The 22,260-nt window shown below is 66.0% G+C and carries 18 protein-coding genes; 3 read left to right on the top strand and 15 right to left on the bottom strand.

Annotation, left to right across the window (positions count from 1 at the left end):
- The first annotated feature begins 122 nt into the window (after positions 1-122).
- From NWF24_RS30945 to NWF24_RS30955, 3 genes are read left to right on the top strand one after another with little or no spacing between them, the layout of a single operon-like run.
- Positions 123-509, top strand: coding sequence for a TssQ family T6SS-associated lipoprotein (locus tag NWF24_RS30945; protein ID WP_258351861.1), 387 nt, complete (start codon positions 123-125; stop codon positions 507-509).
- Positions 510-567: 58 nt separating this feature from the next.
- Positions 568-2,532, top strand: coding sequence for a type VI secretion system-associated FHA domain protein TagH (tagH, locus tag NWF24_RS30950; RefSeq protein ID WP_258351862.1), 1,965 nt, complete (start codon positions 568-570; stop codon positions 2,530-2,532).
- On the top strand, positions 2,525-3,316 hold the full coding sequence (locus NWF24_RS30955) for a PP2C family protein-serine/threonine phosphatase (RefSeq protein WP_258351863.1): 792 nt from the start codon (positions 2,525-2,527) through the stop codon (positions 3,314-3,316). Before tagH ends, NWF24_RS30955 begins: the two co-directional genes overlap by 8 nt.
- A 12-nt stretch (positions 3,317-3,328) precedes the next feature.
- Here NWF24_RS30955 and NWF24_RS30960 read toward each other — a convergent pair whose 3' ends face one another.
- From NWF24_RS30960 to tssA, 15 genes are all read right to left on the bottom strand, one after another.
- The gene (locus NWF24_RS30960; RefSeq protein ID WP_093058952.1) at positions 3,329-3,709 is read right to left on the bottom strand and encodes a DUF4150 domain-containing protein; all 381 of its coding nucleotides are present in this window, start codon (positions 3,707-3,709) and stop codon (positions 3,329-3,331) included.
- Between the two features lie 15 nt (positions 3,710-3,724).
- Positions 3,725-4,369: a DUF3540 domain-containing protein gene (locus NWF24_RS30965; RefSeq protein ID WP_258351864.1), complete on the bottom strand. Its 645-nt coding sequence runs from the start codon at positions 4,367-4,369 to the stop codon at positions 3,725-3,727.
- 53 nt (positions 4,370-4,422) lie between these two features.
- A complete protein-coding gene (locus NWF24_RS30970; protein ID WP_258351865.1) occupies positions 4,423-5,472 on the bottom strand; it encodes a pentapeptide repeat-containing protein in 1,050 nt (349 codons plus the stop codon).
- Positions 5,469-8,180, bottom strand: a complete 2,712-nt coding sequence (locus tag NWF24_RS30975) for a DUF2169 domain-containing protein (protein ID WP_258351866.1) — start codon at positions 8,178-8,180, stop codon at positions 5,469-5,471. Before NWF24_RS30975 ends, NWF24_RS30970 begins: the two co-directional genes overlap by 4 nt.
- A 17-nt stretch (positions 8,181-8,197) precedes the next feature.
- Positions 8,198-8,626 carry a hypothetical protein gene (locus NWF24_RS30980; protein ID WP_258351867.1) on the bottom strand — a complete coding sequence of 143 codons (429 nt, stop codon included), beginning with the start codon at positions 8,624-8,626 and terminating at the stop codon, positions 8,198-8,200.
- A 14-nt stretch (positions 8,627-8,640) separates the two neighbouring features.
- Positions 8,641-11,010: a type VI secretion system Vgr family protein gene (locus NWF24_RS30985; RefSeq protein ID WP_258351868.1), complete on the bottom strand. Its 2,370-nt coding sequence runs from the start codon at positions 11,008-11,010 to the stop codon at positions 8,641-8,643.
- 20 nt (positions 11,011-11,030) lie between these two features.
- Positions 11,031-13,760, bottom strand: coding sequence for a type VI secretion system ATPase TssH (gene tssH, locus NWF24_RS30990; protein WP_258351869.1), 2,730 nt, complete (start codon positions 13,758-13,760; stop codon positions 11,031-11,033).
- Positions 13,757-14,962, bottom strand: a complete 1,206-nt coding sequence (gene tssG / locus NWF24_RS30995; RefSeq protein ID WP_258351870.1) for a type VI secretion system baseplate subunit TssG — start codon at positions 14,960-14,962, stop codon at positions 13,757-13,759. Before tssG ends, tssH begins: the two co-directional genes overlap by 4 nt.
- Positions 14,959-16,830 (bottom strand): type VI secretion system baseplate subunit TssF, encoded by a 1,872-nt coding sequence (tssF, locus tag NWF24_RS31000; protein WP_258351871.1) that lies wholly within the window; start codon positions 16,828-16,830, stop codon positions 14,959-14,961. The genes tssG and tssF overlap by 4 nt, the downstream gene beginning before the upstream one ends.
- Positions 16,831-17,358 carry a type VI secretion system baseplate subunit TssE gene (tssE, locus tag NWF24_RS31005; RefSeq protein WP_042673168.1) on the bottom strand — a complete coding sequence of 176 codons (528 nt, stop codon included), beginning with the start codon at positions 17,356-17,358 and terminating at the stop codon, positions 16,831-16,833.
- Positions 17,359-17,369: 11 nt separating this feature from the next.
- A complete protein-coding gene (locus tag NWF24_RS31010; RefSeq protein WP_093180104.1) occupies positions 17,370-18,230 on the bottom strand; it encodes a type VI secretion system accessory protein TagJ in 861 nt (286 codons plus the stop codon).
- 127 nt (positions 18,231-18,357) lie between these two features.
- Positions 18,358-18,840, bottom strand: a complete 483-nt coding sequence (locus NWF24_RS31015) for an Hcp family type VI secretion system effector (RefSeq protein ID WP_097197420.1) — start codon at positions 18,838-18,840, stop codon at positions 18,358-18,360.
- 47 nt (positions 18,841-18,887) lie between these two features.
- The gene (gene tssC / locus NWF24_RS31020; RefSeq protein WP_093059305.1) at positions 18,888-20,396 is read right to left on the bottom strand and encodes a type VI secretion system contractile sheath large subunit; all 1,509 of its coding nucleotides are present in this window, start codon (positions 20,394-20,396) and stop codon (positions 18,888-18,890) included.
- A 33-nt stretch (positions 20,397-20,429) separates the two neighbouring features.
- Complete coding sequence (gene tssB, locus NWF24_RS31025) at positions 20,430-21,008, bottom strand: type VI secretion system contractile sheath small subunit (protein WP_093081718.1); 579 nt, start codon at positions 21,006-21,008, stop codon at positions 20,430-20,432.
- A 92-nt stretch (positions 21,009-21,100) separates the two neighbouring features.
- Complete coding sequence (gene tssA / locus NWF24_RS31030; protein WP_258351872.1) at positions 21,101-22,195, bottom strand: type VI secretion system protein TssA; 1,095 nt, start codon at positions 22,193-22,195, stop codon at positions 21,101-21,103.
- Positions 22,196-22,260: the final 65 nt, after the last annotated feature.

A 22,260-nucleotide genomic window follows, 5' to 3' on the forward strand; every position in this document is an offset into this window, starting at 1 on the left:
TATTATCGAAGTCATGCGCACTTACGATGGCGCATAACGTGCATGTCGCAACACAGCGGCACACTATCTCAAGCATTCCTTTTGCAAGGTAGGAGAGAAGATTGAAGTCATGTCTGCCTGCTTTGGCGTTCGCTCTTTTCGTGGTCGCGGGTTGCACGACCACACCACCGCCAGAGCCCGCGCCGCAACCCGAACGACTGAGCCAGCAAGTGGCGCGCACCACGCTCGAGAAGGCGCAGCAAGCGTATGACGAAGGCGACTATGCCAAGGCCGTCAGCACGCTCAAGAGCGGCGGCGTGTCGGTATTCGAAGGTGCCGAGCCGGGCACCCGGCTCGATGCGATGAAGCTCGAGGCCTTCAGCTACTGCGTGGCCAACCAGATCGCCGAGTGCCGCAACCAGTTCCGCAAGATCCTCGATGCGTTCCCGACCTTCGAGCTCAACGTGGCGGAGCGCAAGCATCCGGTGTGGGGCCCCGCGTTCGAGGCCGCCAGGCGAATGAAGCGTTGATGAAGAACATCGCGGCGGCCCCGGTGCCGCGGCGCGAGACGACGAACACGGAGAAGCCATGCGTTGGACAGTGATCGAACATGCCGGCAGGCCGGTGACCGCGGGCCCCTCGGCATTGCTCGCCGCGCCCGGCGGAACGATCGGACGCAGCCCCGACAACCACCTCGTGCTGCCCGACGAGCAGCGGCAGATCTCGCGCCTGCAGGCCACCGTGCGCTTCGACGAAGACGGCATGGCGGTACTGCGCAACATGAGCGCGGTGCTGCCGATCAGCGTGAACGGACACACGCTCGCGCACGAGCAGGAAGCGCGCGTGGCCGATGGCGACCGCGTCGCGATCGGAAGCTATTTGCTGGAGGCCGCGAGCGCGCAGCGCGCGGCGCCTGTGATGGCTGCGGCTCCAGTTCCGCCTCCTCCACCACCTCCCCCGCCGCCACTGCAATCGATGCAGCCGCCAATGGCCGCGCCGATGTCGGCGAGCCCTATCGATGCGCTGCTGCCTTCCTCCGGCGCATCCGACGTGTTCTCCGATCTGTTCGGCGAAGGCGCGCTGCCCATCGGCGACACGCAACCCACGGTGGCGATGCCGCCGCCGCGGCAGGCAACGCCCATGCCGCCACCGATGCAGCCGCCCGCATTCGCTCCGGCGCCGCGCGAGTCCTTCGCCGCACCCTTGCAGCCGTCCGCGCCACCACCACCGCCGCAACCCAAGGTGAGCCCGCCCCCCGCCTCGTCACAGATCCCTTCTGCGGCTGACTGGGACGCCATCCTCGCCAACGCACCGCGCCGCGTCGACAGCACGCCCGCGCCGATGCCCGACCCGATGGCGCATGAGCCCTTCGAGTTGCCGTCGCAGGCGCGCCGCAACCCGGTCGATCCGCTCGCGGAGCTGAATCCCGACGCAGCCAACGACATGTCAGACATGGCGCTCAAGCGCGGCGTCGATCCGCTCTCGTTCTTCGCGGCCGACGAGAGCGCGCACTCGCCGCTGACCGATCCGCGCCCCACCGCGCTGACGCATACCGACCCGATGCTGCCGGGCGACACGCACCCCGCGCTCGACCTGTTGCAGAACAACAGACCGGCCGTGCAGGGGTACAGCCATTCGAACCATACGCGGGAAGTGGCGGCTCAGTTCCGTCCGCCGACTCCGGTGGCGATGCCGGTGCCTGCGCCGGCACCCGTGCCCGCCGTCGAACCTGTGAAGGTGGAGGCACCGCCGCCGCCACCACCGCCTGCGCCCGTTCCGCCGCCACCACCTCCTCCGCCGCCTCCCGCACCACCGCCCGTGGTGCAAGAGAGCCCGCCCGAGCCGCCGCCTGTCGTGGCCCCGCCCGTGGCCGCCGAGCCCGCTGCCGCACCCGTCGCCGCAGCAGTAGCGCAGCTCGTGGCACAACAGCCCGCAGCCCCATCGTCCTCATCGGAAGCCCTCTTCAAGGCCTTTCTCGAAGGCGCGGGCGTGCCGGAAGTCGCTGGCCAGCAACCGCTTGACATCGAGGCCATGCAGCGCCTGGGCCGCATCATGCGGGCCTTCACCGACGGCACCATCGAACTGCTGTCCTCGCGCGCCATGCTCAAACGCGAGGTACGCGCCGAGATCACGATGATCGTGGACGAGGAGAACAACCCGTTCAAGATCCTGCCCAACGGCCGCGCCGTGCTGATGCAGATGTTCGGCGCGCGCATGCCCGGCTTTTTGCCGCCGGAGGCCGCCGTGCACGACGCGCTCGGCGACCTGCAGTCGCACCAGCTCGGCATGGTCGCCGGCATGCGCGCCGCACTGCTCACGCTGCTCAAGCGCTTCGACCCCGCCGCGCTGAGCCGCGAGACCCCGCACGACGGCAGCCTGGGCGAGAAGCTGCTGCCCGGCGGCCGCGAGGCGCGCCTGTGGCGCGAGCTCCAGCAACTGCACACCGAAACGACCGCAGCCGTCGAAGACGACTTCCAGGCCGTGTTCGGTCGCGCCTTCCAGCAGGCCTACGACAAGGAAATGGAACGGCTGAAGGAGGCGCGCCGTGCTTGAAGCCACCCGCTCTTTCGCTGTGCCCATATCGACCTCACAGTTCTCCTGCGTGGGCGAACGCAGCGGCAACCAGGACGCCATCGGCTACCACCTCGACGAGCGCAACGGCTGCTTCGTGGTGAGCGACGGCGTCGGCGGCAACGCCGGCGGCGAGCTGGCCTCGCGCATCGCGGTCGACACCGCCCTCAACACTTTCGTCGACGCCCCGTCTCTGGCCGCCGACAACATCCAGCGCTGCGTTAAGGCGGCCAACGACGCCATTCTTGCGAAGCAGCGCGAGCTCACGGAGCAGAGCCGCATGAGCGCGACCTTCGTGTCGCTGTTCATCGACCGCATCACCAACCAGGCCTGCTGGGCCCATGTGGGCGACAGCCGCCTCTACTGGTTTCGCCGCGGCGCGCTGATGCAGCGCACAGAGGACCACAGCCTGTCGGAGCGCTCGGGCGATGCGGCCGCAAGCCACCAGAACGGCGGTGAGCGCCTTGTGAAGACCAATCTGCTGTACCGCGCACTGGGCGCACGCGCGACGGCCGAAGCCACCATCACCGCGCCGCAGCGCCTTGCCGATGGCGACGCCTTCCTGCTGTGCACCGACGGGCTCTGGCAGCTGATCTCGCAGCAGGTGATGGAACGCTCATTGCAGCTGGCCGACAGCGCGGAAGAATGGCTCGCGCTGATTCGCCGCGCAGCCGAATCCAAGGCTGATGAATCGCGCGACAACTACTCGGCGCTGGCCGTGTGGGTGGGCTTTCCGCAGCAGGTGACGCTGGCAGGGACGGTCTGAATCGACGCGCCCTCAGGGCGCCAGCATCAGCACCTTGAACTGGCTCGGCACGATGCGCATGCCGACGATGTTGCAACGGTTCTGCGTCGTGATGCTGGTGACCCGCGTGGCCGGCGTACCCTTGAGAAGCACGGTGAACGCGCCTGTCACATGACGCGATTGCTGCATGAACGTCTGCGACACAACGCCGCCCAGCGCCCCGGGCTGATCCCCCAGGGTGATTGGCGTGGTCGTAGCCATGTTGTGTGCCGGCATCGCCATGAAAAGGATGTTCCAAGCATTCGGAACAGCCATCGGCCCCATAGCCATGTTCGGGTATGGAATGGGCACCGGCGTCTTGCAAACGTCGGGGAATGCCATGTCCATTCCCATGAGCTGACAATTGGCAAACATCTGGTACCTCCTCGCTTAGCCCATGTGGATCTGAGCCGCGTCCACCTTCACCAGCTCCTGGCCGGTGACCATCGTGTGGTGGCCATGAATGCGCACCGTCTCGCTGGCCTTGTAGTCCATGTGGCCCGCACGCACCTGGTCGACTTCATCCGTCAGGCGTAGCGTCTGACGCGCCATCTGCACGATGCGATCGGCCACGGTCTCGAATACCTTGCCGACCAGCCGGACGCTTCCTGCCGCGGCCTGCACGGAGCGCGTCACCAGCCGCAGTTCACCAATGTCACACTCGCCCTCTTCTGCCTTGAGTACGAAGCGCTTGTCCGCGCGAAGCTTGAGCTCCGAAGTACTCGCGATGGTCACCCGGCCGTTGCCGGTAGACGCGAAGGTGACGTCGCCCGCCGCCTCGATGCAGCTTGACGACGCATCGGCCTGCTCGATCACGGCGATCAGGTAGGCTCGCGCGCTGTCGGGACCGGACACCAGCACGGTATCGCCGCTGGCCGGTTTGAGCAGGCAGCTAGCCGCGCGCCGGCAAACCCAGACAGCACCCTGCTCGTCATCGACGGTGACACGTCCATCCGGCAGCAAGGCGGCGACCACCCCCTGGAAGTGAACCGGAGCCGTCAGCTTCGAGGCTTTGCGCAGTGAAACGACTGACATGGAGATTTCCTTGTTTCGATGGGTAAACAGTGGAACGGACAGGCCTGGCGGCATCAACGCAGCGGAAGGATCTCTTGAGCCTTGAACAGCTCCGGATCGTTTTCGATGATGCCAGCGCTTCCCGAGAAACGCGCATCTGCGCGCGCGGCCCGATGAAAGCGGGTGCGCAGAAAACGCGCATTGCGCAAATCCGCGTCATGAAGTGCGGCATAGGAAAAATCAGCATCGTGCAGGTCCGCGTCGCGAAAGCTGGCACCCTTCGCCTGCGCGCGATGGAACACGCTCAGCGGCAGGCGCGAGCGGCTGAAATCGGTACCTTCGAGTTTGGCGTCGGCCCAGATCGACTGATCGAAGATGGCATCGCTGCAATTCGCTTCACGCAGATCGGCCTCCGGGAACATCGTCTGGGCGGCATCCACTCCGCTGAAGTTCGCCTTGGTCAGCGTGGCGCCCTTGAAGTTGCTCTGGGTCAGCACGGCGCCGCTGAAATCGACATCTGCCATCGCGCTGTCGGTGAACTGGCAGCGCAGGAAGGCGGTGTGCGGCAAGCGCTGACCTTCGAGATTGCACTCCATCAAGATCGAGCCATCGCATTGGGCCTGGGCGAACTCCACCATGCGCAGATCCATGCGAAAGAACATCAGGTGCAGCAGCTTCGCCCCGCGGCAGTCGAGCTGGTCGACCCGTGATTCGGTGATGACGATCTGATCGCAGATGCCGGGCTTCAACACCGCATGCCCGAGCTCGCATCTGAGAAAAGCCACGCGCTCCATTTGCGATTTCTCGAAATCCGCGTGAGCCAGCGAAGATTCGACAAACTGGGTGTCCTGCATGAACGCGCGGCCGAGTTGCGCGGCCTCCAACCGACACCGAAACACGCGCACGCCTTTCAAGCTGGCCGCCGACAGGTCGGCTTGATCGAGGTTGCATTGCGCAAGCGAACTGTCGTCGAGGCAGGCGCCGCGCAGATTCGTCCGGCTCAAGTCGACGTGCTCCATCTGCGCCCCCGACAAGTCGATGCCGCTGAGGTCCTGACCCGCGAGACTCACTTTGACCACCGGTTCGGCATGCCGAATCTTGTCCAGAAGTTCTTCCACTGTCATCGAACCGGCTCAGTCTTTCTTGCAGGCAAGGTCTTGGCTCCCTGGGTGTAGGCGCCGATGAAGGTGGTCGAACCGTCGATGGCGGCCTGTGACACGTCGGCGCGAAACAGATTGGCATCCTGCAGGCTGGCAAAGCGCAGGTCGGCCTTGGAAAGATTGGCGTCGATGAGGTTGGCACCGCGCAACGAGGCTTCGCGCAAGTCCGCGCGAATGAACAGGCTCTCGCCGGCATGCAATTCCTCCAGCCGCGCGCGCCGCAGGTCGCACTCGGAGAAGTCGCAGCCTTCAAGGCGCGCCTTCGCGAGGTCGGCGCCGACCAATATGGCACCGCGCAGGCCGCACTGCCTGAGCGAAGCGGCGCAGAACACCGCCTGCACAAAGCTGCAGCCATGGACGAAGGAACAGGTCACGAGGCTGGCCTCGGTGAAGTCGACCCCCTCCTGCGCATCGACGGCGACGAAAGCACAGGCGTTCAGCGAGGCGCGTACGAAGGATGTTCCCTTGAAGCTGCACTCGACCCAGCTCACCTGCTTGAACGCGGCGTCGTCGAAAGCGATGTCTTCCAGTGCCAGCTTGACCATCGCCATTTGCTCCCAGTGCGAGCCGCGCGCATCGCAGCGCGCCCATTCGCTTTCGAACAGATCGGCTTGCTTGAACGCGGCCTTCGCCAGCACGCAGGAACGAAAAATGGTCTTGCTGCAACGCGTCTGCACGAAGCTGGCCGCCGTGAAGTTCGCCCCTTCGCATTGCGCGCCGCCCAGATTGGCCTCGTCCAGCCGCGCATCGGTGAGCGAAGCCCGGACAAGCCGCGCCCGCGCAAGCACCGCGCGCGTGAAGTTGCAGCCATCGAGCCGCGCGTCGCTGAAGTCGACGTCTTCGAGGTTCGCTCCCGTGAAGTCGGCACCGCGCAGATCCAGACCCGAGAGGTTGGCGCCGACGAAGCTCATGCCTGCGAAACGACGCTCGCCGCTGGCTGCGGCCTCGAGACGCCGACGCAGCCGCCTGGAGCGCAGGCTGCTGGCCGGCGGCGCCGGCTCGAGCAGGTGTGCGCCGTAGAGGTCCCCCATGCGCATGCTGCGCCCAGCCTGCTCGCGCAGCCGCGCGCTTTCGGCGGCTTCGTCAGGCGTGGGGGGTGTTCGGCGCTCGCGCGCCGCGTCTTCCTCGAGGCGCGCGAGGTCACGCAGCAGGCGGTCCGGGTCGAATCGGCGCTGCACAGGCTTGCCGGTCCGCGCCTCCACCTCGGTCATGGCCTTGTCGATGCTCGCCTTGATCTCGTCCGACAGCTTGCGCGGCTCCATCTGCGACAGCGGCGGGATATCGATATCGGGTTGAATGGCAGCGGGCATCCCGTGTGCGACGGCCTTGGCCCGGTCCTCGGCGCCGCGGGCAAGGGCCGCCTGGCGCATTTGCTCGAGGACTTGATCGGCCTTCTCGGCGAAGTCGGGCAGATCGTCCGCGGAGGCAGGCGGCCGCAGATCCGGTTCGGACACGGGCGGCAGATACTGCTCGGGATCCACGCCCTGCGCCAGCAGACGGGCACGCATGCGTTCGCGCTCGCGCTGCCGGCCTGCGTGCAGATTGCGCGCCAGCGGAAGCGAAGCGATATCGGGCATCTGGTCGCCTGCCCATGGCCCCATGATCGCCTTGGGGACCAGGTCGCTGTCGCGCAGGACCAGCACCGCCTTGGCTGGATCGATGCGCTGCTGCAGCACCTGTTGGTAGTGGGCGAGCGGCCGCGGCTGCCCGCGCAACTCGAGCGCGGGCATGATGTGCTTGACGTCGGCCGCGTCATCCTCTGCGATGGGCGATGCTCCGTGCCAGACCAGGATGACGCGCTCGGCGTGCGGAAAAAACCAGGCCGTGCTCAGGTGCAGCGAAATTTCCGACAGCGCGCCACCGTCTTTCTGAAAGCTGGCGAAGCAACGCGCCTGCCAATCGGGCAGCTGGCCGCGCATCACCGGCTGCCGAGGGTGCATGTTCCACAGTTCGTAGGCGGCGCCCGGCGGCAATTCGCGCCGGCCGGGCAGGCGCTGGTCGGGAGGTGCTGCATTGAAGTAGCGCCAGTCCATGTCATCGGCGAAACCCGGGTACTCGTGCTGCAGCCACTGCTGGTCGTAGGCGCGCCCCATCAGTGCGAGCCGCTGCGGCCGATCGGGAGGCACGGCGCCGAAACCCGCAGGCACGATGCGCCGCCCGGGTGCGTCCTGACGCGCGCCGGGCAACTCGACATTGGGAAGCCGGCGCGTCTGTACGCCGTTGATCGTTTCATCGAAGCTGCCGATGCCTTCCGGGTTTTCGGGCTCGCTCGGGCCGCCATAGGCATGCGCCCAATCCAGCCTCAAGCGCTCGAAAGGCTGCGCAGGCGTAGCGCGGCCGCCAAGCCAGTAGCGATCACCGCTCACCAGCAATGGCTTGGCCTGGCCATTGAAGACGGCCTTGGCCGCACACAGTGTCTTGTCGTCCTGATGCGCCGTGTACGCATAGCCGCTGACCAGCCACTCCGGCTCGATCTTCGGCACGCACAGGTCCAGCACGTTGCCGGGCCCGATTTCGTCGGCCGCCAGCTTCCAGAGATCCTGGTCGGGCATCAGCAGGGGCTCGGGAGCCAGGCTGGCCATCGCGAAGACCGAGACGCCCAGGTGGTCTTGCCGCTGCCGCCGGAAGGGCCGCGTGAGGATGCTCAGGCGAAAGGGTTTGATGGTCTTCATGGGGCAGCGGACCCGCTTCAGCGCATCGGCTGATCGATGGCGATCTCGTGCGAGACCGGGTCGAAGCGCAGCTTCACGGAGCGCCCCGGGGCGAAGTCGGCGAGCTTCACCGGGCTGATCGGGGCGACCAGTTCAGCCTCGAAGGCGGGCCATCCGCCCTCAGGCTGTACTTGGAACTTGAGCCGTACGAGGATATAGATGCGCGCGGCCCGCATGCCCGTGTCATGGCTCTCGAGCACCGTCGCTACGGCCGGTTGGCCCGTACGAAGCACTCGCTCGGCGAGATCCGCACCCATCGCGCGGCGGTTGACCACACTCTGCATATGCATCACGTGGGAGGCATAGCGCTTGGCCAGCGTGATCGCCACGAACGCCGGCAGCACGACGACAGCGATGGGGACAATCAGATACCAGTACTTGGTAAACCACACAGCGAAAAGATCCAACACGCGCTCCAAGCTCAGACAAAGACGGTGAAGCCCGAGAGGTTCACCCTGTATCCGTTGTTATCGATTTTTTGCGCCTGGTTGTCCCACGTGAAAGCCGTCTGGGTGGTGGAAAATGTGCCCGCCGCAAGGCTGACGGAATACAGGTCGAGCTTTATGAACGCACCCGTGAGCGAGTAGGTGTTGAACCCCAGGTTCAGCCCGGCAATGCTGGTCACCAGGCCGTTCACGAACAGTGAAGTGCCGTTGAGGCTCACGTTGGCCCCGTTGATCCCCATGTTGAAGCCCTTGAAGGCAATACCCCAGTCCGTGAAGGTCACCTTTTTTGCCGACTTGTCCTCGACATGGGGCGCATCCAGCACGATCTTGGTCGGCGACTTGACCGAGATGTCTGCCGCGGTGCTTTCCAGGTTCATGGGGCCATCCGTCGTCGCACTCAACGACGTGTTCGCGTGCACCTTTTGTACCCCCTCGACGAGATAGTCCTCGTCGCCGTGGACCGTCACCTTCTTCCCCTTGGTTTCTTCGGTGTACAGGCCGACCACCTTGGTGGTCTGGGGACCGGCAATGTCTTCCTTGAGCGACGTACCGATGATCCGCTCTTCACCGCTGTCGACCGTGTCCTTGCGCTTGCCGGTGACATGGATGGTCTGGTTGCCGATGACGTCGACCTGCTGGTCGCCGCCATCCACCTTGATGAACTGGTTGCCGCCGTTGACGGTGATCGTCTGCGGCCCGCCCTTGTTCACCGTCAGCGTGTGCGGCCCGTTGACCGTCTCGTTGAGCGAGGTGTTGGTCGTGTAGGTGTCCGCGCCCTCGATCAACGTGTCGCGCGTGCCGTCCACGGTGTGCGTTTCATTGTTCTCTACGCTGAGGCTGAAGTCCTTCTGCGCGTGCATCTTGATCGACTCGCTGCCGGGGTCGTCGTCGATCACGAAGTGGTTGGCCAGCTCGCCGTCGCCCTTGATGGTGCGGCTGATGAAGCCGCTGACCGTCGCCTTGGCCGGCAGTTCGAGCGGCGGCATCTGGTCGGCGTTGTAGACACGGCCGATGATGATCGGCCGGTCGGGGCAACCGGCGATGAAATCGACGATCACTTCCTGCCCCACGCGCGGGTGGTTCACCGCGCCGAAGTTCGAACCGGCCCACGCGCTGGACACACGCACCCAGCATGAGCTGTCTTCGTTGCGCTGGCCGTAGCGGTCCCAGCGGAACTGCACCTTCACGCGGCCGTACTTGTCGATCCAGATGTCTTCCCCGGGCGGGCCCACGACCGTGGCGGTCTGCGGGCCGTGCGTGGTCGGCATCCGCGTGACGCGCGGCGCGCGGAACGGAAACGACGTGGGCTGCACGCCGAAGTTGAAGCTGTAGAGACCGTCGGGGCTGCCCGTCGCATAGCCGCCCTCGCGCAGGTTGTACGTCACCGAGACGATCAGGTATTCCTTGTTGTCCTCGTCGCGCGGCGCGTTCTGCATGTTGAAGCGGTAGCCGGGCGCCATGCCGCGCACGTTGGAGTGGCCGGTGTCGACTTCGGCCTGCGCCTGCGCTTCCTCGAGCCGGATGCGCGCGTAGTGCTCGCCCTGCCCGGCGTCGCTGTAGCCGCCGAGCCACTCGTACATCTCGTAGCGGCCGTGATCGTTGTCGCGCGGCTGGCTGCGCGTGTTGAGCAGGTCGGCCTTGGGCTTCTTGAAGTCGAAGTCGTCGACCACGAAGGTGCCGGGCCGGATCTCCTCGGTCACCTCCCACTGGTCGATCACTTCGCGGCCCGTCTCGCCCACGCGATCGGTGGCGAGGTAGCCGATGCGCGGATAGCCCGGCAGCGTGTCGTGCGCGCCCATGTCGTCGGCCAGCACCAGCGTGTGCTGGTTCTTCTCGTGCCTGAAGTAATAGTAGATGCCTTCGTGTTCCATCATGCGGCTCACGAATGCGAAGTCGGTCTCCTGGTACTGCACTGAATAGTCGCGCTGGCGGTAGGTGGCGCCGAGCTTCTTCTCGAACGCGAACCCATACTCGCCGAGCACTTCGTCCAGGATATCGACAACCGATTTGTTCTGGAAGATCTTGCAGTCGCTGGTGCGCGTGAGGTACCAGAGCCAGGGCCGCACCGAAGCGCGGTACACGACGTAGCGCGAGGAGCTCTCTTCACGGCCGATCATCGTGAAGCGCGTGATCTGCCCGTTGAGGTAGCGCGGCGCCCCGTCGATGGTCACGATCTCGAGAGTGAGCGGCTTGCCGAGAACCGCCTTCATGTCGACGGAGGTGTTGGGACTCAGCAGGTCCACCTCGAACTCGAAGAGCTCCGACAGCCCTTCGTTGCCGTGCATCGAGCGGAACAGCAACTGGTCCGGTGCAAGCGGCGTATGTGCAGTGACGACTCTGGCCATGTGGTACTCCCTTTCTGCGCTCAATGTTCAGAAAATTCGTAGCGAAAATCGTCATCCGCCGCACTCAGTTGCACGCCCGCGAGCTTGCGTGCACTGACCGTGGCGCCGATGACTTCCTCGCTCAACCGCGGAAGAATCGTGTGCGTGAGGATCGCGTCGATCATCCGGCCGCCCGATTCGATGGCAGTGCAACGGCGCGCGACGAGTTCGACGGCGCTGTCGTCGTAGGCCAAAGCAATGCCGTGGTTCGCCTGCAGGCGCGCCGCGATGCGATCGAGCTGGAGGCGGATGATGCGATGCAATGCCTCTGCGTGCAACGGGTAATAAGGCACTACAACGAGGCGGCCGAGCAGCGCGGGCGCGAACACCTTGAGCAGCGGCTCGCGCAGTGCTGCGGCCAGCGGCTCGGGGTCGGGGCGCAGGGTCGGGTCTTCGCACAGCTGCATGACCAGGTCGGTGCCGACGTTGGAGGTCATGATGATCACGGTGTTGCGGAAGTCGATGTGGCGGCCCTCGCCGTCTTCCATCCAGCCCTTATCGAACACCTGGAAGAAGATCTCGTGCACGTCGGTGTGCGCCTTCTCGATCTCGTCGAGCAGCACCACGCTGTAGGGCCTGCGGCGCACGGCCTCGGTGAGCACGCCGCCTTCGCCGTAACCCACGTAGCCGGGCGGCGCGCCCTTCAGCGTGGAGACGGTGTGCGACTCCTGGAACTCGCTCATGTTGATGGTGACGAGGTTCTGCTCGCCGCCATACAAAGCTTCAGACAATGCCAGCGCGGTCTCGGTCTTGCCCACGCCCGAGGGGCCGCACAGCAGGAACACGCCGACGGGCTTGTTGGGGTTGTCGAGCCGTGCGCGCGCGGTGCGGATGCGGCGCGAAATGGTCTCCAGCGCATCGGGCTGCGCGACCACGCGGGCCGAGAGGATCTCGCCGAGCTTCAGCACCGACTGCGCGTCGTCGCGCACCATGCGTCCGATGGGAATGCCGGTCCAGTCGGCCACCACGGTGGCGATGGCCTGCGCATCGACGGCCGCGAGGATGAGCGGAGACTCGCCCTGCAGCTGCACGAGCTTGTCTTGTGCTTCGTTGAGTTCGGCGCGGATTTCCTCGGGCGTGCGCTGGGGTTCAGCGGGCGGCGTGTCGACATCTGCATCGACATTCGCCTCGCCGGCTTCTGCCGTCTCCGCCTGCACCGGCACCGCCGCCGGCGACAGCTGCTTGCGCAGCGCCACGATGCGCTCGACCAGCGCGCTTTCTTCCACGCGCCGCGTCTCCAGCAGATCGAGTTCGGCCTGCGCCGCCGCCACCTGAACCGCGATGCCTTCCACACGCTGGTGCTCGCCCACACCAATGGCCGCTTCGCGCCCCGCAATACCCGACTCGATGCCCAGCACCTCGATGCGGCGCTGCAGGTCTTCGATGGCAGCGGGCAGCGCGTGCTGGCTCAGCGCCACGCGTGCACAAGCCGTGTCGAGCAGGCTCACGGCCTTGTCAGGCAACTGCCGCGCGGGAATGTAGCGGTGCGACAGGCTCACGGCCGCCTCGAGCGCGGCGTCGAGAATGAGCACGCCGTGGTGCTTCTCCAGCTCGGCCGAGATGCCGCGCAGCATGATCACCGCCTTGGGCTCGGTGGGCTCGTGCACCTGGATGGTCTGGAAGCGCCGCGTGAGCGCCGGATCTTTCTCGATGTACTTCTTGTACTCCGACCAGGTGGTCGCGCCAATGGTGCGCAGCCGCCCGCGCGCCAGCGCCGGCTTGAGCAGGTTGGCCGCGTCACCGGTGCCGGCCGTGCCGCCTGCGCCTACCAGCGTGTGCACCTCGTCGACGAACAGCACGATGGGCTTGGGGCTCTTCTCGACCTCGTCGATCACCTGGCGCAGGCGCTGTTCAAATTCCCCCTTCACACCTGCACCGGCCTGCAGCAACGTGGGGTCGAGCACCCACAGCGACACGTCTTTCAGCGAAGGCGGTACGTCGCCCGCAGCGAGGCGCGAGGCAAGGCCCTCGACCACTGCCGTCTTGCCGACGCCGGCCTCACCGGTGAGCAGCGGGTTGTTCTGGCGGCGGCGCATGAGGATGTCGATGATCTGTCGGATCTCGTCGTCGCGGCCGTAGACCGGGTCGAGCTCGCCTGCGCGTGCCTTGGCGGTGAGGTCGCTCGCATACTTGGCGAGCGCCGAACCACCTGCCGCGGGGCTATCGCCTTGGTGGTGCGCGGCAGCGGCTGCGCCGCCGGCCGCGACGCCGCTTGGTGCGGCATCGAAGTCGTCTTCAGGCGAGCCTTCGGTCCATGCAGCGAGCTGCGCCACCAGCACGTCGGGCACGATCTTGTCGAACTCGCGCGAGATGCCCGAGAGCACCTGCCGCAGCCCCGGCGTCTTGATGATGCCCGCGAGCAAATACGCACCGCGGATCGAGGTAGCCTCGAAGCGCAGGCTCGCATAGACCCACGCGCGCTCGACGGCGTTGTCGACGTGTTCGGAGATGTCGCTGATCGACGTGGCGCCGTGCGGCAGCCGATCGAGCGCGCGCACGAGGTCTTGTTCGACCGCATCGAGGTTGAGCCCAGCGCGCTTGATGATGCGCAGCATGTCGCTGTCCTGCAGCTGCAGGATCTGGTGCAGCCAGTGCACCAGCTCGACGTAGGCATTGCCGCGCAGCTTGGCAAAGGCGGTGGCGGTCTCCAATGCCTTGTAGAGCATCGGATTGAGTTTCGAGAAAAGAGAGACGCGGCGGATGTCGGTCATAGAGCCATGGAGGAAGATGCGGGCGCGGCAACGGGTGCCGCCGATGCGGAACGGGAAAACAATGCTTCGGGCTGGAACACCATGTCGCCGGCGTCGGTGTCCGACAGGCGCGTGCCGAGCCAGCTGCCCCAGCCGAGGCGCTGGTTGCTGTTGAGCCGCATGCCGTGCGCGTCCTGCTTCTTGAGCACGAGCCGCAGGTCCCACGCGAACTCGATGCCGACGTACTGGCGCACCCAGTCGACCACCTGCTGCAGCCGCTTGCTGCCCGGCAGGAACTCGCGGAACTCTTCCTGCGAGAGCGGCCCGAGCTCGAGGCGGAACTTGCTCTGCGCATCGCGCACGGCAAGGCCGATGGTGGCGCCGCCGCCGAGCCGGTGGTTGCGGCCGGTGATGCCGATGCGGCTGACCTGGCGCTCGTCGATCATCACCCAGTCGCTGACGAACTCATCGACGCGCACGGGCACGTCGAAGTAGAGCTTGAGGATCTGGATCAGGCCCTCGGGGTTGCGCGTCTGACGCACGAGGTGGCCCGCCATGAAGGTGCGCGCATGGTCGGCAATGCGGTCGCGCTCCTTGAGGCCGGGCTGCCCCATGTTCATGAGGCTGGCCACGTAGTCGACGAAGCGGTGGCCATCGGGGCGGTCCAGGCTGTTGACCGATTGCGCGTCGGCCCAGGCCCGGTAGAACAGCAGGATCAGCCGGTGATGGAACAGGTCGGCGAACGCGCTGATGGTGTTGTCGGCATGGTGCCGCTTGCGCTCGCGCGCGTACTCCGTCAGGTGCAGCGGCAACGGACCGTTGGGGCCGAACAGGCCGAAGCCGTAGATCGAGATGCGCGGCGGGCCGTCGCTGTCGACATCGACGCCCGACACGTTCGAAGGCGCGAAGGCCATCGAGGGCTCTTGCCCGAGGCGCAGCGGCTCGTCGAGCGGGCGCGGCGCGCGGCCCAGCAGCGGATGGTCGCCCTGCGCGTCGAGCCGGCGCAGCAGCATGAACAGGTCGTGCTCGAAGGGCTGCTCGACCAGCTTGGCCCAGAGCACGGGATCGGCCTGTGGCACGCCGCGCCGCGCCGCGGCACCGTACGCAGGTTGCACAGGCTGCGCGATGTCATGGCGGACCTCGGCCGCGTCCAGCACCTCCTGGGCCTCCCCGGCCGGCGCTGCGGCTTGCTGCATCCCGTCGGTGAAGCCGGTTTCGCTCATACGGCGGGGCGACGTCCCACGCGCGGGGTCCACCGCGCGATCTCGCCGCGCTGCAGGCTGGACAGCGCGAACTCGGTGAACGCATTGAGCGACACGTGCCGGCTGAAGAACTGCTCCAGCACGGCACCAAAAAGATACGGGCTCGCGCCCGAGAACGCGACCTCATCGATCTTCAGCGCAATCTCCACGCCGCGCCCGAACACGATGGGGCCCGGCTCCGGCAGGCGACGGAATACCGGCGCCAGCGCCATCGAGCGCACGCCCTGAATCTGGCGGCGCACCGAAGGGTCGGCGAGGTTGCCGTACAGGTCGAGCATCTCGCGCAGCGCGGCCGCGCCCTGCGTCGCATCGACATCGGTGAGGCTCAGGTAGTTGAGGCCGAGGTGACTGATGAGGCGCCACGTCAGCGCGCCTTCGGCCAATGCGGGGTACGGCCGCGAAGGCCCGCGCAGGATGCGGATCGAGCGTACGGGCGCCGATACGCGCAGCGTGAAATCCGACTCAAGCCCGGTCGGCAGCAGCAGCGGCAGGTCGCGGTTGGTGCACAGCGCATCGAGCGTGATGTGCCGCAGGCTGTGCGGAAACGGCGCATCGTGCTGGTCGACCAGCGACACATAGACCTCGCTGCCGGTGTAGCTGGTGCGCGTGCCCTGGGCGCGTGCGCGGTCCGACACCAGGCGCGGCTCGCGGCGCAGCGAGAAGTACGCGCCGAAGTCGCCATCGTCCGCCGCGAACGAACCGAGGAAGGGCCGGAACTCGCGCTCTTCCGAGCCGTTGGCCATGTGGCCGGTGACGCGCTCGACGGTGAAGATCTCGAAGTCGCGCGGGCGCGTGCGATCGATCACCGCGTGATGCTCGTGCTGGCCCGGCCCCACCGGAATGCGGTCGCTGCGGCGCGGCACGAGGTTGATGATGGGCGTGCAGAACAGCGAGAAGTGCTTGGCATCTACCAGCCGTTCGAGGTCGCCGTCGGCGCGGTCGAGCAGGATCACGATCTCCATCGTGGTGCCGCCCATGGCCTGCACCGCCGCACGCAGCTTGCTCACGCTGAAGAACAGGTAGCGGTCGGGAAACGCGAAGTACTCGTGCAGCAGGCGGTAGCCCTGGAACGAGCGCGCGTCATAGGGCAGCAGCGCCTGGTCGGGGTCGAAGCCCTCGTGCCTGATGGCCTCGTCGCCCAGCGGCACGATGCGCGCCGTGCTGCCCGGTCCGCTGCGGCACACAACACCGATGCTGTGGTGCGCCGCGAGTTCGAGCACGCGCAGCGCATGCAGCTCCGCGCCCGAAAGGAAAAACTCGAGCCGGTCGAGCGGCATGTCGGCAAAACGCGCACCGCCCACCGCTTCGAGCTTGATGGTGATGGCGCTCTTCGCCTGCCGCGCAGCCATGGGCATCGCATGCGCGATTTCCGCGGGCACCGGGCCGATGCCGGCGTCGGCGATGCGAATGGGCCACAGCGTGACTGCATGGCCTGTGCGGAACTCGCAGGCCGTCTGCTCGCCCTTGATCATTCGCCCGCGCAGGATGGTGTGGCGCGGCAGCTCGTAGCCGGCCTTCAGCGAGCCTTCGTTGAGATTGCCGTCGATCTGCACCACGGCCATGGCGGGCAGCGGCGCGAGGAAGTTGGGGTACACCACTTCGAGCAGCCGCTGCGAGAAGCGCGGAAACTCCGCGTCCATCTTGAGCTGGATACGCGCGGTGAGAAAGCTGAAGCCTTCGAGCAGGCGCTCCACGTACGGGTCGCTGACCTCGATGCCGCGCATGCCGAGGCGGCCCGCGATCTTCGGGTAGCGCTGCGCGAACTCGGCCCCGAGCTCGTGCATGTAGGTGAGCTCGCGGTTGTAGTAGTCGAGCAGCCTGGCATCCATTCAGAGGCCTCCGGTGGGCCGCAGCACCATGTGCCCGCTTTCGAGGTCGAGCTCCGAGCGCAGGATGAATTCGATCGGGTACGGCACCGACCACAGCGTGCCGCGGATCTCCAGCGCGAGCAGGTTGTGGTGCTCGAGATCGGTGGCGTCGGTCACGCAGCGCACGTCGATGCTGTCTTTCATGATGCGCGGCTCGAAGTCGATGATGGCCGAGCGGATGGCCGCTTCGACGTCCGCGAAGTCGACCTCCGACATGCGCCCGCCGGCCCAGCCGCGCACGCCGAAGTTCAACACCGAGCGGCGCGCGCGCGGCATGGTGTTGATGTTGTGGTCCGCACCGAAATTGGTGGTGTTGAGCAGCCACTGCAGATCGCGCAGCACCGAGTCGCGCAACAGCCTGCCGCTCATGAGGAAGGCGCCCGCGCGCTCCTGGCGGGTCTGCGGCGTCTTGTCGGTGAGGCGGTCGAGCAGCACCGGCTGCAGGCGGTCGCGCGCGACGCTTTCCTGCTGGTCGCCGTCAGTGTCCATGATGCTGCTCATCAGGTCGCGTCCTCGCGCGAGAACTCGATGAGCCGCAGGTCGAGCAGCGAATGGTCGCCAGCCTCGCTGATCAGCGTGCGCTGGCCGAGGCCCGCGTATTGATCTTCGCCGGCCAGCGGCAGCCAGTCGGTGCGGCGGCCCAGCGTGGTTTCGTCGTCGAGGCCTTCGAGCGAGCCCGGATAGCGCACCGGCACCAGGCCGTTGAGCGCGCGGCCATCGTGCAGCTCGAATTCAGCTGGCGCCCACAGCAGGTCGACCAGGTGTTGCGGCCGCGAGAACTTGATGCGGCGCACTTCGGGCAGGGGCAGCCATGCATAGCCCGAAGGCGTGAGCAACTCCAGCACCGCGCCGATGCGCACGTCGCCGTCGCACAGCCACGCGAAGATGCTGCGCTCCACCGGTTCGCCGTCGAGCGCCTGCACGGCGCGCGAATCGGAGCGGTCGACGCTGGTGAGCGCGCCATGCAAGGCGGGCGCGGCCTGCCGCGCGGTCTCGCGCAAGGCGGCGGCCTCCTCGGCGCGGTCGGCCGGCAGGGCAGCAGCAGCGATCAGCTGTTCGACCCATTCCGCGTTGCCGCAGACGATGGCCGGAGCGCGTCCGCCGGACCAGAAGTCGCTGCGATGCCGTTCGCCCGAAAGCGCCATCGAACACGTGACGCTGGCGGGAGTGAAAGTGGGGTCGAGCTTGGTGGCGAGCTTGAGCTGGTCTTCGGCCCGCTGCCATTCGCCGCGCAGCGCGAGGAAGTGGCACAGGGCAAGACGCAAGCTTGCATTCTGGGGATTGGCGCGGATCTGCCTCTGTACCCATTCGGTGTGCTCGGCCACGGAGCGTTCGCCCAGCACTGCAAACCCATCGCCCATGAAGCTTCCTCGCTGACTGAGTGGCACACGGCGCGAAAGGCCTGTGTGCGAAGGACGGCCGTGGAGGCCGTCGGGAAAAACGTCGCGGCCGGCCCGCTGGGCCGGCCGCGCATCGAGAAAAAGGAAATCAGGCTTCCTTGTTTTCCTTGATGTTCCAGCCCAGCACCGTCTCGGCGCCCTTGCCGCCCTTGTCGGTCTGTTCCCAGTACTGCTGCTTCACCTTTGCGGCCTGGAAGGCGTACTGCACGAACACGGCGTCCGAACCCTGCTCGGCCGTGTACTGCACCGAGGTGACCAGCACTTCTTCGAGCGTGACGCGGGTGTACTCGATCTGCGCGCCCCCCGCCTTGCAGACCGACACTTCCACCTTGCTCAGGTGCTTGCCGCTGGCGCAGTTCTTCAGGACGGACGGTGCCGCCTTGTCGATGCGTGCCAGCACCTGCAGGTCGTTGAAGCTGGCCTTGCCAACTCCGCCGCCGCCGCCGCTGACCATGTTTCCAGGCTGCGTTGCTCCCCACGCAAACGACTTGATGTCCGTCCACTCCTTGTGGTTCGAGTCTTTCGATTCGCCGTTTGCGCCTTCAACGCGCATGAACATGTCTACTGCCATGATTAACCCCCAAAGTTATATGTGCCCGATTCCGGGACACCGTTGAATTAGCTGCTGTCCTTCTTGTTGGATGGCAGCTTCGAAACCAGCCGCAACGACACCGTCAGCCCTTCGAGCTGATAGTGCGGCCGGAGAAAAAACTTGGCGGCGTAGTAGCCCGGGTTGTCCTCGATGGCTTCCACCTGGACTTCCGCCGCCGCCAGCGGCTTCATCGCCTTCGTGTCCTGCGACGAGGTGCCGGGGCTGCCGTCGACGTAGTTCATGATCCAGTCGTTGAGCCAACGCTCCATGTCCTCGCGCTCGCGGAACGAACCGATCTTGTCTCGCACGATGCACTTCAGGTAGTGCGCAAAGCGGCAGCAGGCGAACAGGTACGGCAGGCGCGCCGCGAGGTTCGCGTTGGCCGTGGCGTCGGCGTCGTAGTACTCGGCCGGCAACTGCAGCGACTGCGCGCCGATGAAAGCCGCGAAGTCGGAATTCTTGCGATGCACCAGCGGCATGAAGCCGTTCTTGGCAAGCTCGGCCTCGCGCCGGTCGCTGATGGCGATCTCGGTCGGGCACTTCATGTCCACGCCGCCGTCGTCGGTCGGGAAGGTGTGCGTGGGCAGGTTCTCCACCGCACCGCCGGACTCCACGCCGCGGATGGAAGTGCACCAGCCGTACTGCTTGAACGAGCGGTTGATGTTCACGCCCATTGCGTAGGCCGAGTTGGCCCAGGTGTAGCGGCTGTGCGCGGCCGAGTCGGTCTCTTCCTCGAACTCGAATTCGTCGACCGGATTGGTGCGCGCGCCGTATGGCAGGCGAGCCAGGAAGCGCGGCATGGCCAGGCCGATGTAGCGCGCGTCTTCCGAGTCGCGCAGGCTGCGCCATGCGGTGTGCTCGGTGTTCTGGAAGATCTTGGTCAGGTCGCGCGGGTTCGACAGCTCCTGCCACGAATCCATCTGCATCACGGTGGGCGATGCGCCGGCGATGAAGGGGCAATGCGCGGCCGCGGCGATCTTGGCCATTTCGCTGAGCATCTCGACGTCGGGCGGGCTGTGGTCGAAGTGGAAGTCGCCGATCAGCGCGCCGAAGGGCTCGCCGCCGAACTGGCCGTACTCGGCTTCGTAGATCTTCTTGAACAGCGGGCTCTGGTCCCAGCCGATGCCCTTGTGACGCTTGAGCGAGCGCGCCACTTCACGCTTGGACGCGCACATCACGCGGATCTTGAGCTGCTCGTCGGTCTCGGTGTTGTTCACGAGATAGTGCAGGCCGCGCCATGCGCCTTCGAGCTGCTGGAAGTCCTCGTGATGCAGGATCTGGTTGATCTGCTCGGAGAGCTTGCGGTCGATCTCGGTGATGATGGCCTGCACCGTGCGGTAGGCATCGTTGGAGACGGTGACGGTGCTTTCGAGCGCCTGCACGGCCAGCGTCTTGACGGCGTTCTCGACCGCCTCGCGGGCCTGGTCGGTCTTGGGCTTGAACTCGCGCTGCAGCAGGTCGGAGAACTCGTTCGGCTCGAGCGTTTCGACGGAGGCGGGTGCGCGCGCGGCGGTCTGTTTGGGGGCGGTGCTCATGATGATGACGGTCCTTGCTGCTCGTGCTCGCGCTTACTCGGAAGAGGTCCCTGGGTTGCCGGGCGTACCGGCCTTTTCGTTGGCGGCTTCCACGGCCTTGGCGACGGCCGGGTTCGGCGCCGAGGCCAGCGACTTGAGAAGCCCCGGGTTCTGCAGCGCCTGCGCGATCAGTTGCTCCGCGCCGTTCTTGCCGTCCATATAGGACAGCAGGTTCGACAGCTCGGTGCGCGCTTCGAGCAGGTGCTGCAGCGCGCCAACTTGGCGGGCAATGCGCGCGGGCGAGAAGTCGTCCATGCTGTCAAAGGTGATGTCGACGTTCATCTGGCCGTCGCCGGTGAGCGTGTTGGGCACCTGGAAGGCAACGCGCGGCTTGATGGACTTCATGCGTTCATCGAAGTTGTCGATGTCCACCGCCATGAACTCGCGCTCGCCGAGGTCGGGCATCGGGTCGACCTGCTTGCCCGCGAGATCGGCGATGACGCCCATCACGAAGGGCAGCTGGATCTTGCGTTCGCTGCCGTAGATCTCGACGTCGTATTCGATCTGCACACGCGGCGCGCGGTTGCGCGCAATGAACTTCTGACCACTGTTTCTGACACGGTTGTCTGCCATAAGCTTCCTCTTGAATCTGTAATGCGTGTGGGTACGACCCCGGCAGTCCTGCCGGCCTGCGGAGTCCGCGACGGCCTCCGCCTTCTTGTTTATTACGTGCTGCCCCCACTGTTCAGCGGACGTCCTGCAAGGCTTTCTATCTTTTGCAATCCCTCGGGCACGAGCTCTTCGATGATCTGGAAGAAGTTGAGATCCAGCAGCCGCTGCGCTCTGCGAATCAGCATGGGCGCCGGATGACTGGGTTCCGTGCGCTCCATGAACTGGCAAGCTTTTTCCAACAACACTTGCACATCATCACGAGTCGATATTTCAATATCTTTAACAAGCACCGTGCGTAGGCCAGCACCACCATTTGCACTGCCGGCAGCAGCACCCTTCGCAGCCGGCTCGGCAACTCCCGCCCCTTGCGGATCGGCTCCAGAGTGGGCTGCGCCAGCCTCTACCCCTTCGCCGGGCGCCTGCTCGGGCAACAGCTGGGCCACGGTGCGCAGCGAGCGTTCGAGCCGCGAGAAATCCGGCGCCCAGCTCTGGCCGAGCGCGCGCTCGCAGGTTTCGCGAATGCGCTGCAGCAGGTCGAGCGCAGCACGCAACGCCACCACCGGGGGCGCCGCCTTTTCCTGCGCGCGCCGCGCCGCGTCCCGCAGTCGGCCGATGCCGCCCGGGTAATCGATCTGATGGTCGGTCTTGCTCGAATCGAGCAAGGCTTCGACCTGTCGCAGGCTCATTGATGCGCCGCCGTCTTCGAGCAGCCTGGCATCGCGAACACTGCGCCCCAGTCCCTCGGCTTCGGCCAGCGCGGCCAGTGCATTCATGCGCGGCAGCGGGTCTTCGAAGCCATCGTCGACAACGCGCGGATGCACGTTGTCCCAGAATTTCTGCAGCACGGCGTCGACGAGTTGCAACCCATCGACATAGCCGGGCAAGCCACGGTTTTCGGTCCAGGCCAGCGTGAGGGGTACCAGCACCCGCAGGTCGCGCGTACGTGTGCACAGCTGCTTCGCGATGCGCTCCACGCGGGCCCAGTCGGGCGGCTCGGCGGGGATGATCGTCGAGCCGAATTGCTGCTCGCGCTTACCCGTTGTTGCTTGATGCAACGCCATGAAATCGGGGTCGTATTCCAGGTCTTCACCGCACGGATGCGAGCCTTCCACAGGCAACTGCAATAGATCGATTTCGCTCGGCGACAAACCTCTTCTCCCTGTTCAACCGTTTCGTAACAGCGGCAATCTTGAGGGGAACAAGAGGCGCGGTC

The sequence above is a fragment of the Variovorax paradoxus genome, from assembly GCF_024734665.1.
In the GTDB taxonomy this organism is placed as follows: Bacteria; Pseudomonadota; Gammaproteobacteria; order Burkholderiales; family Burkholderiaceae_C; genus Variovorax.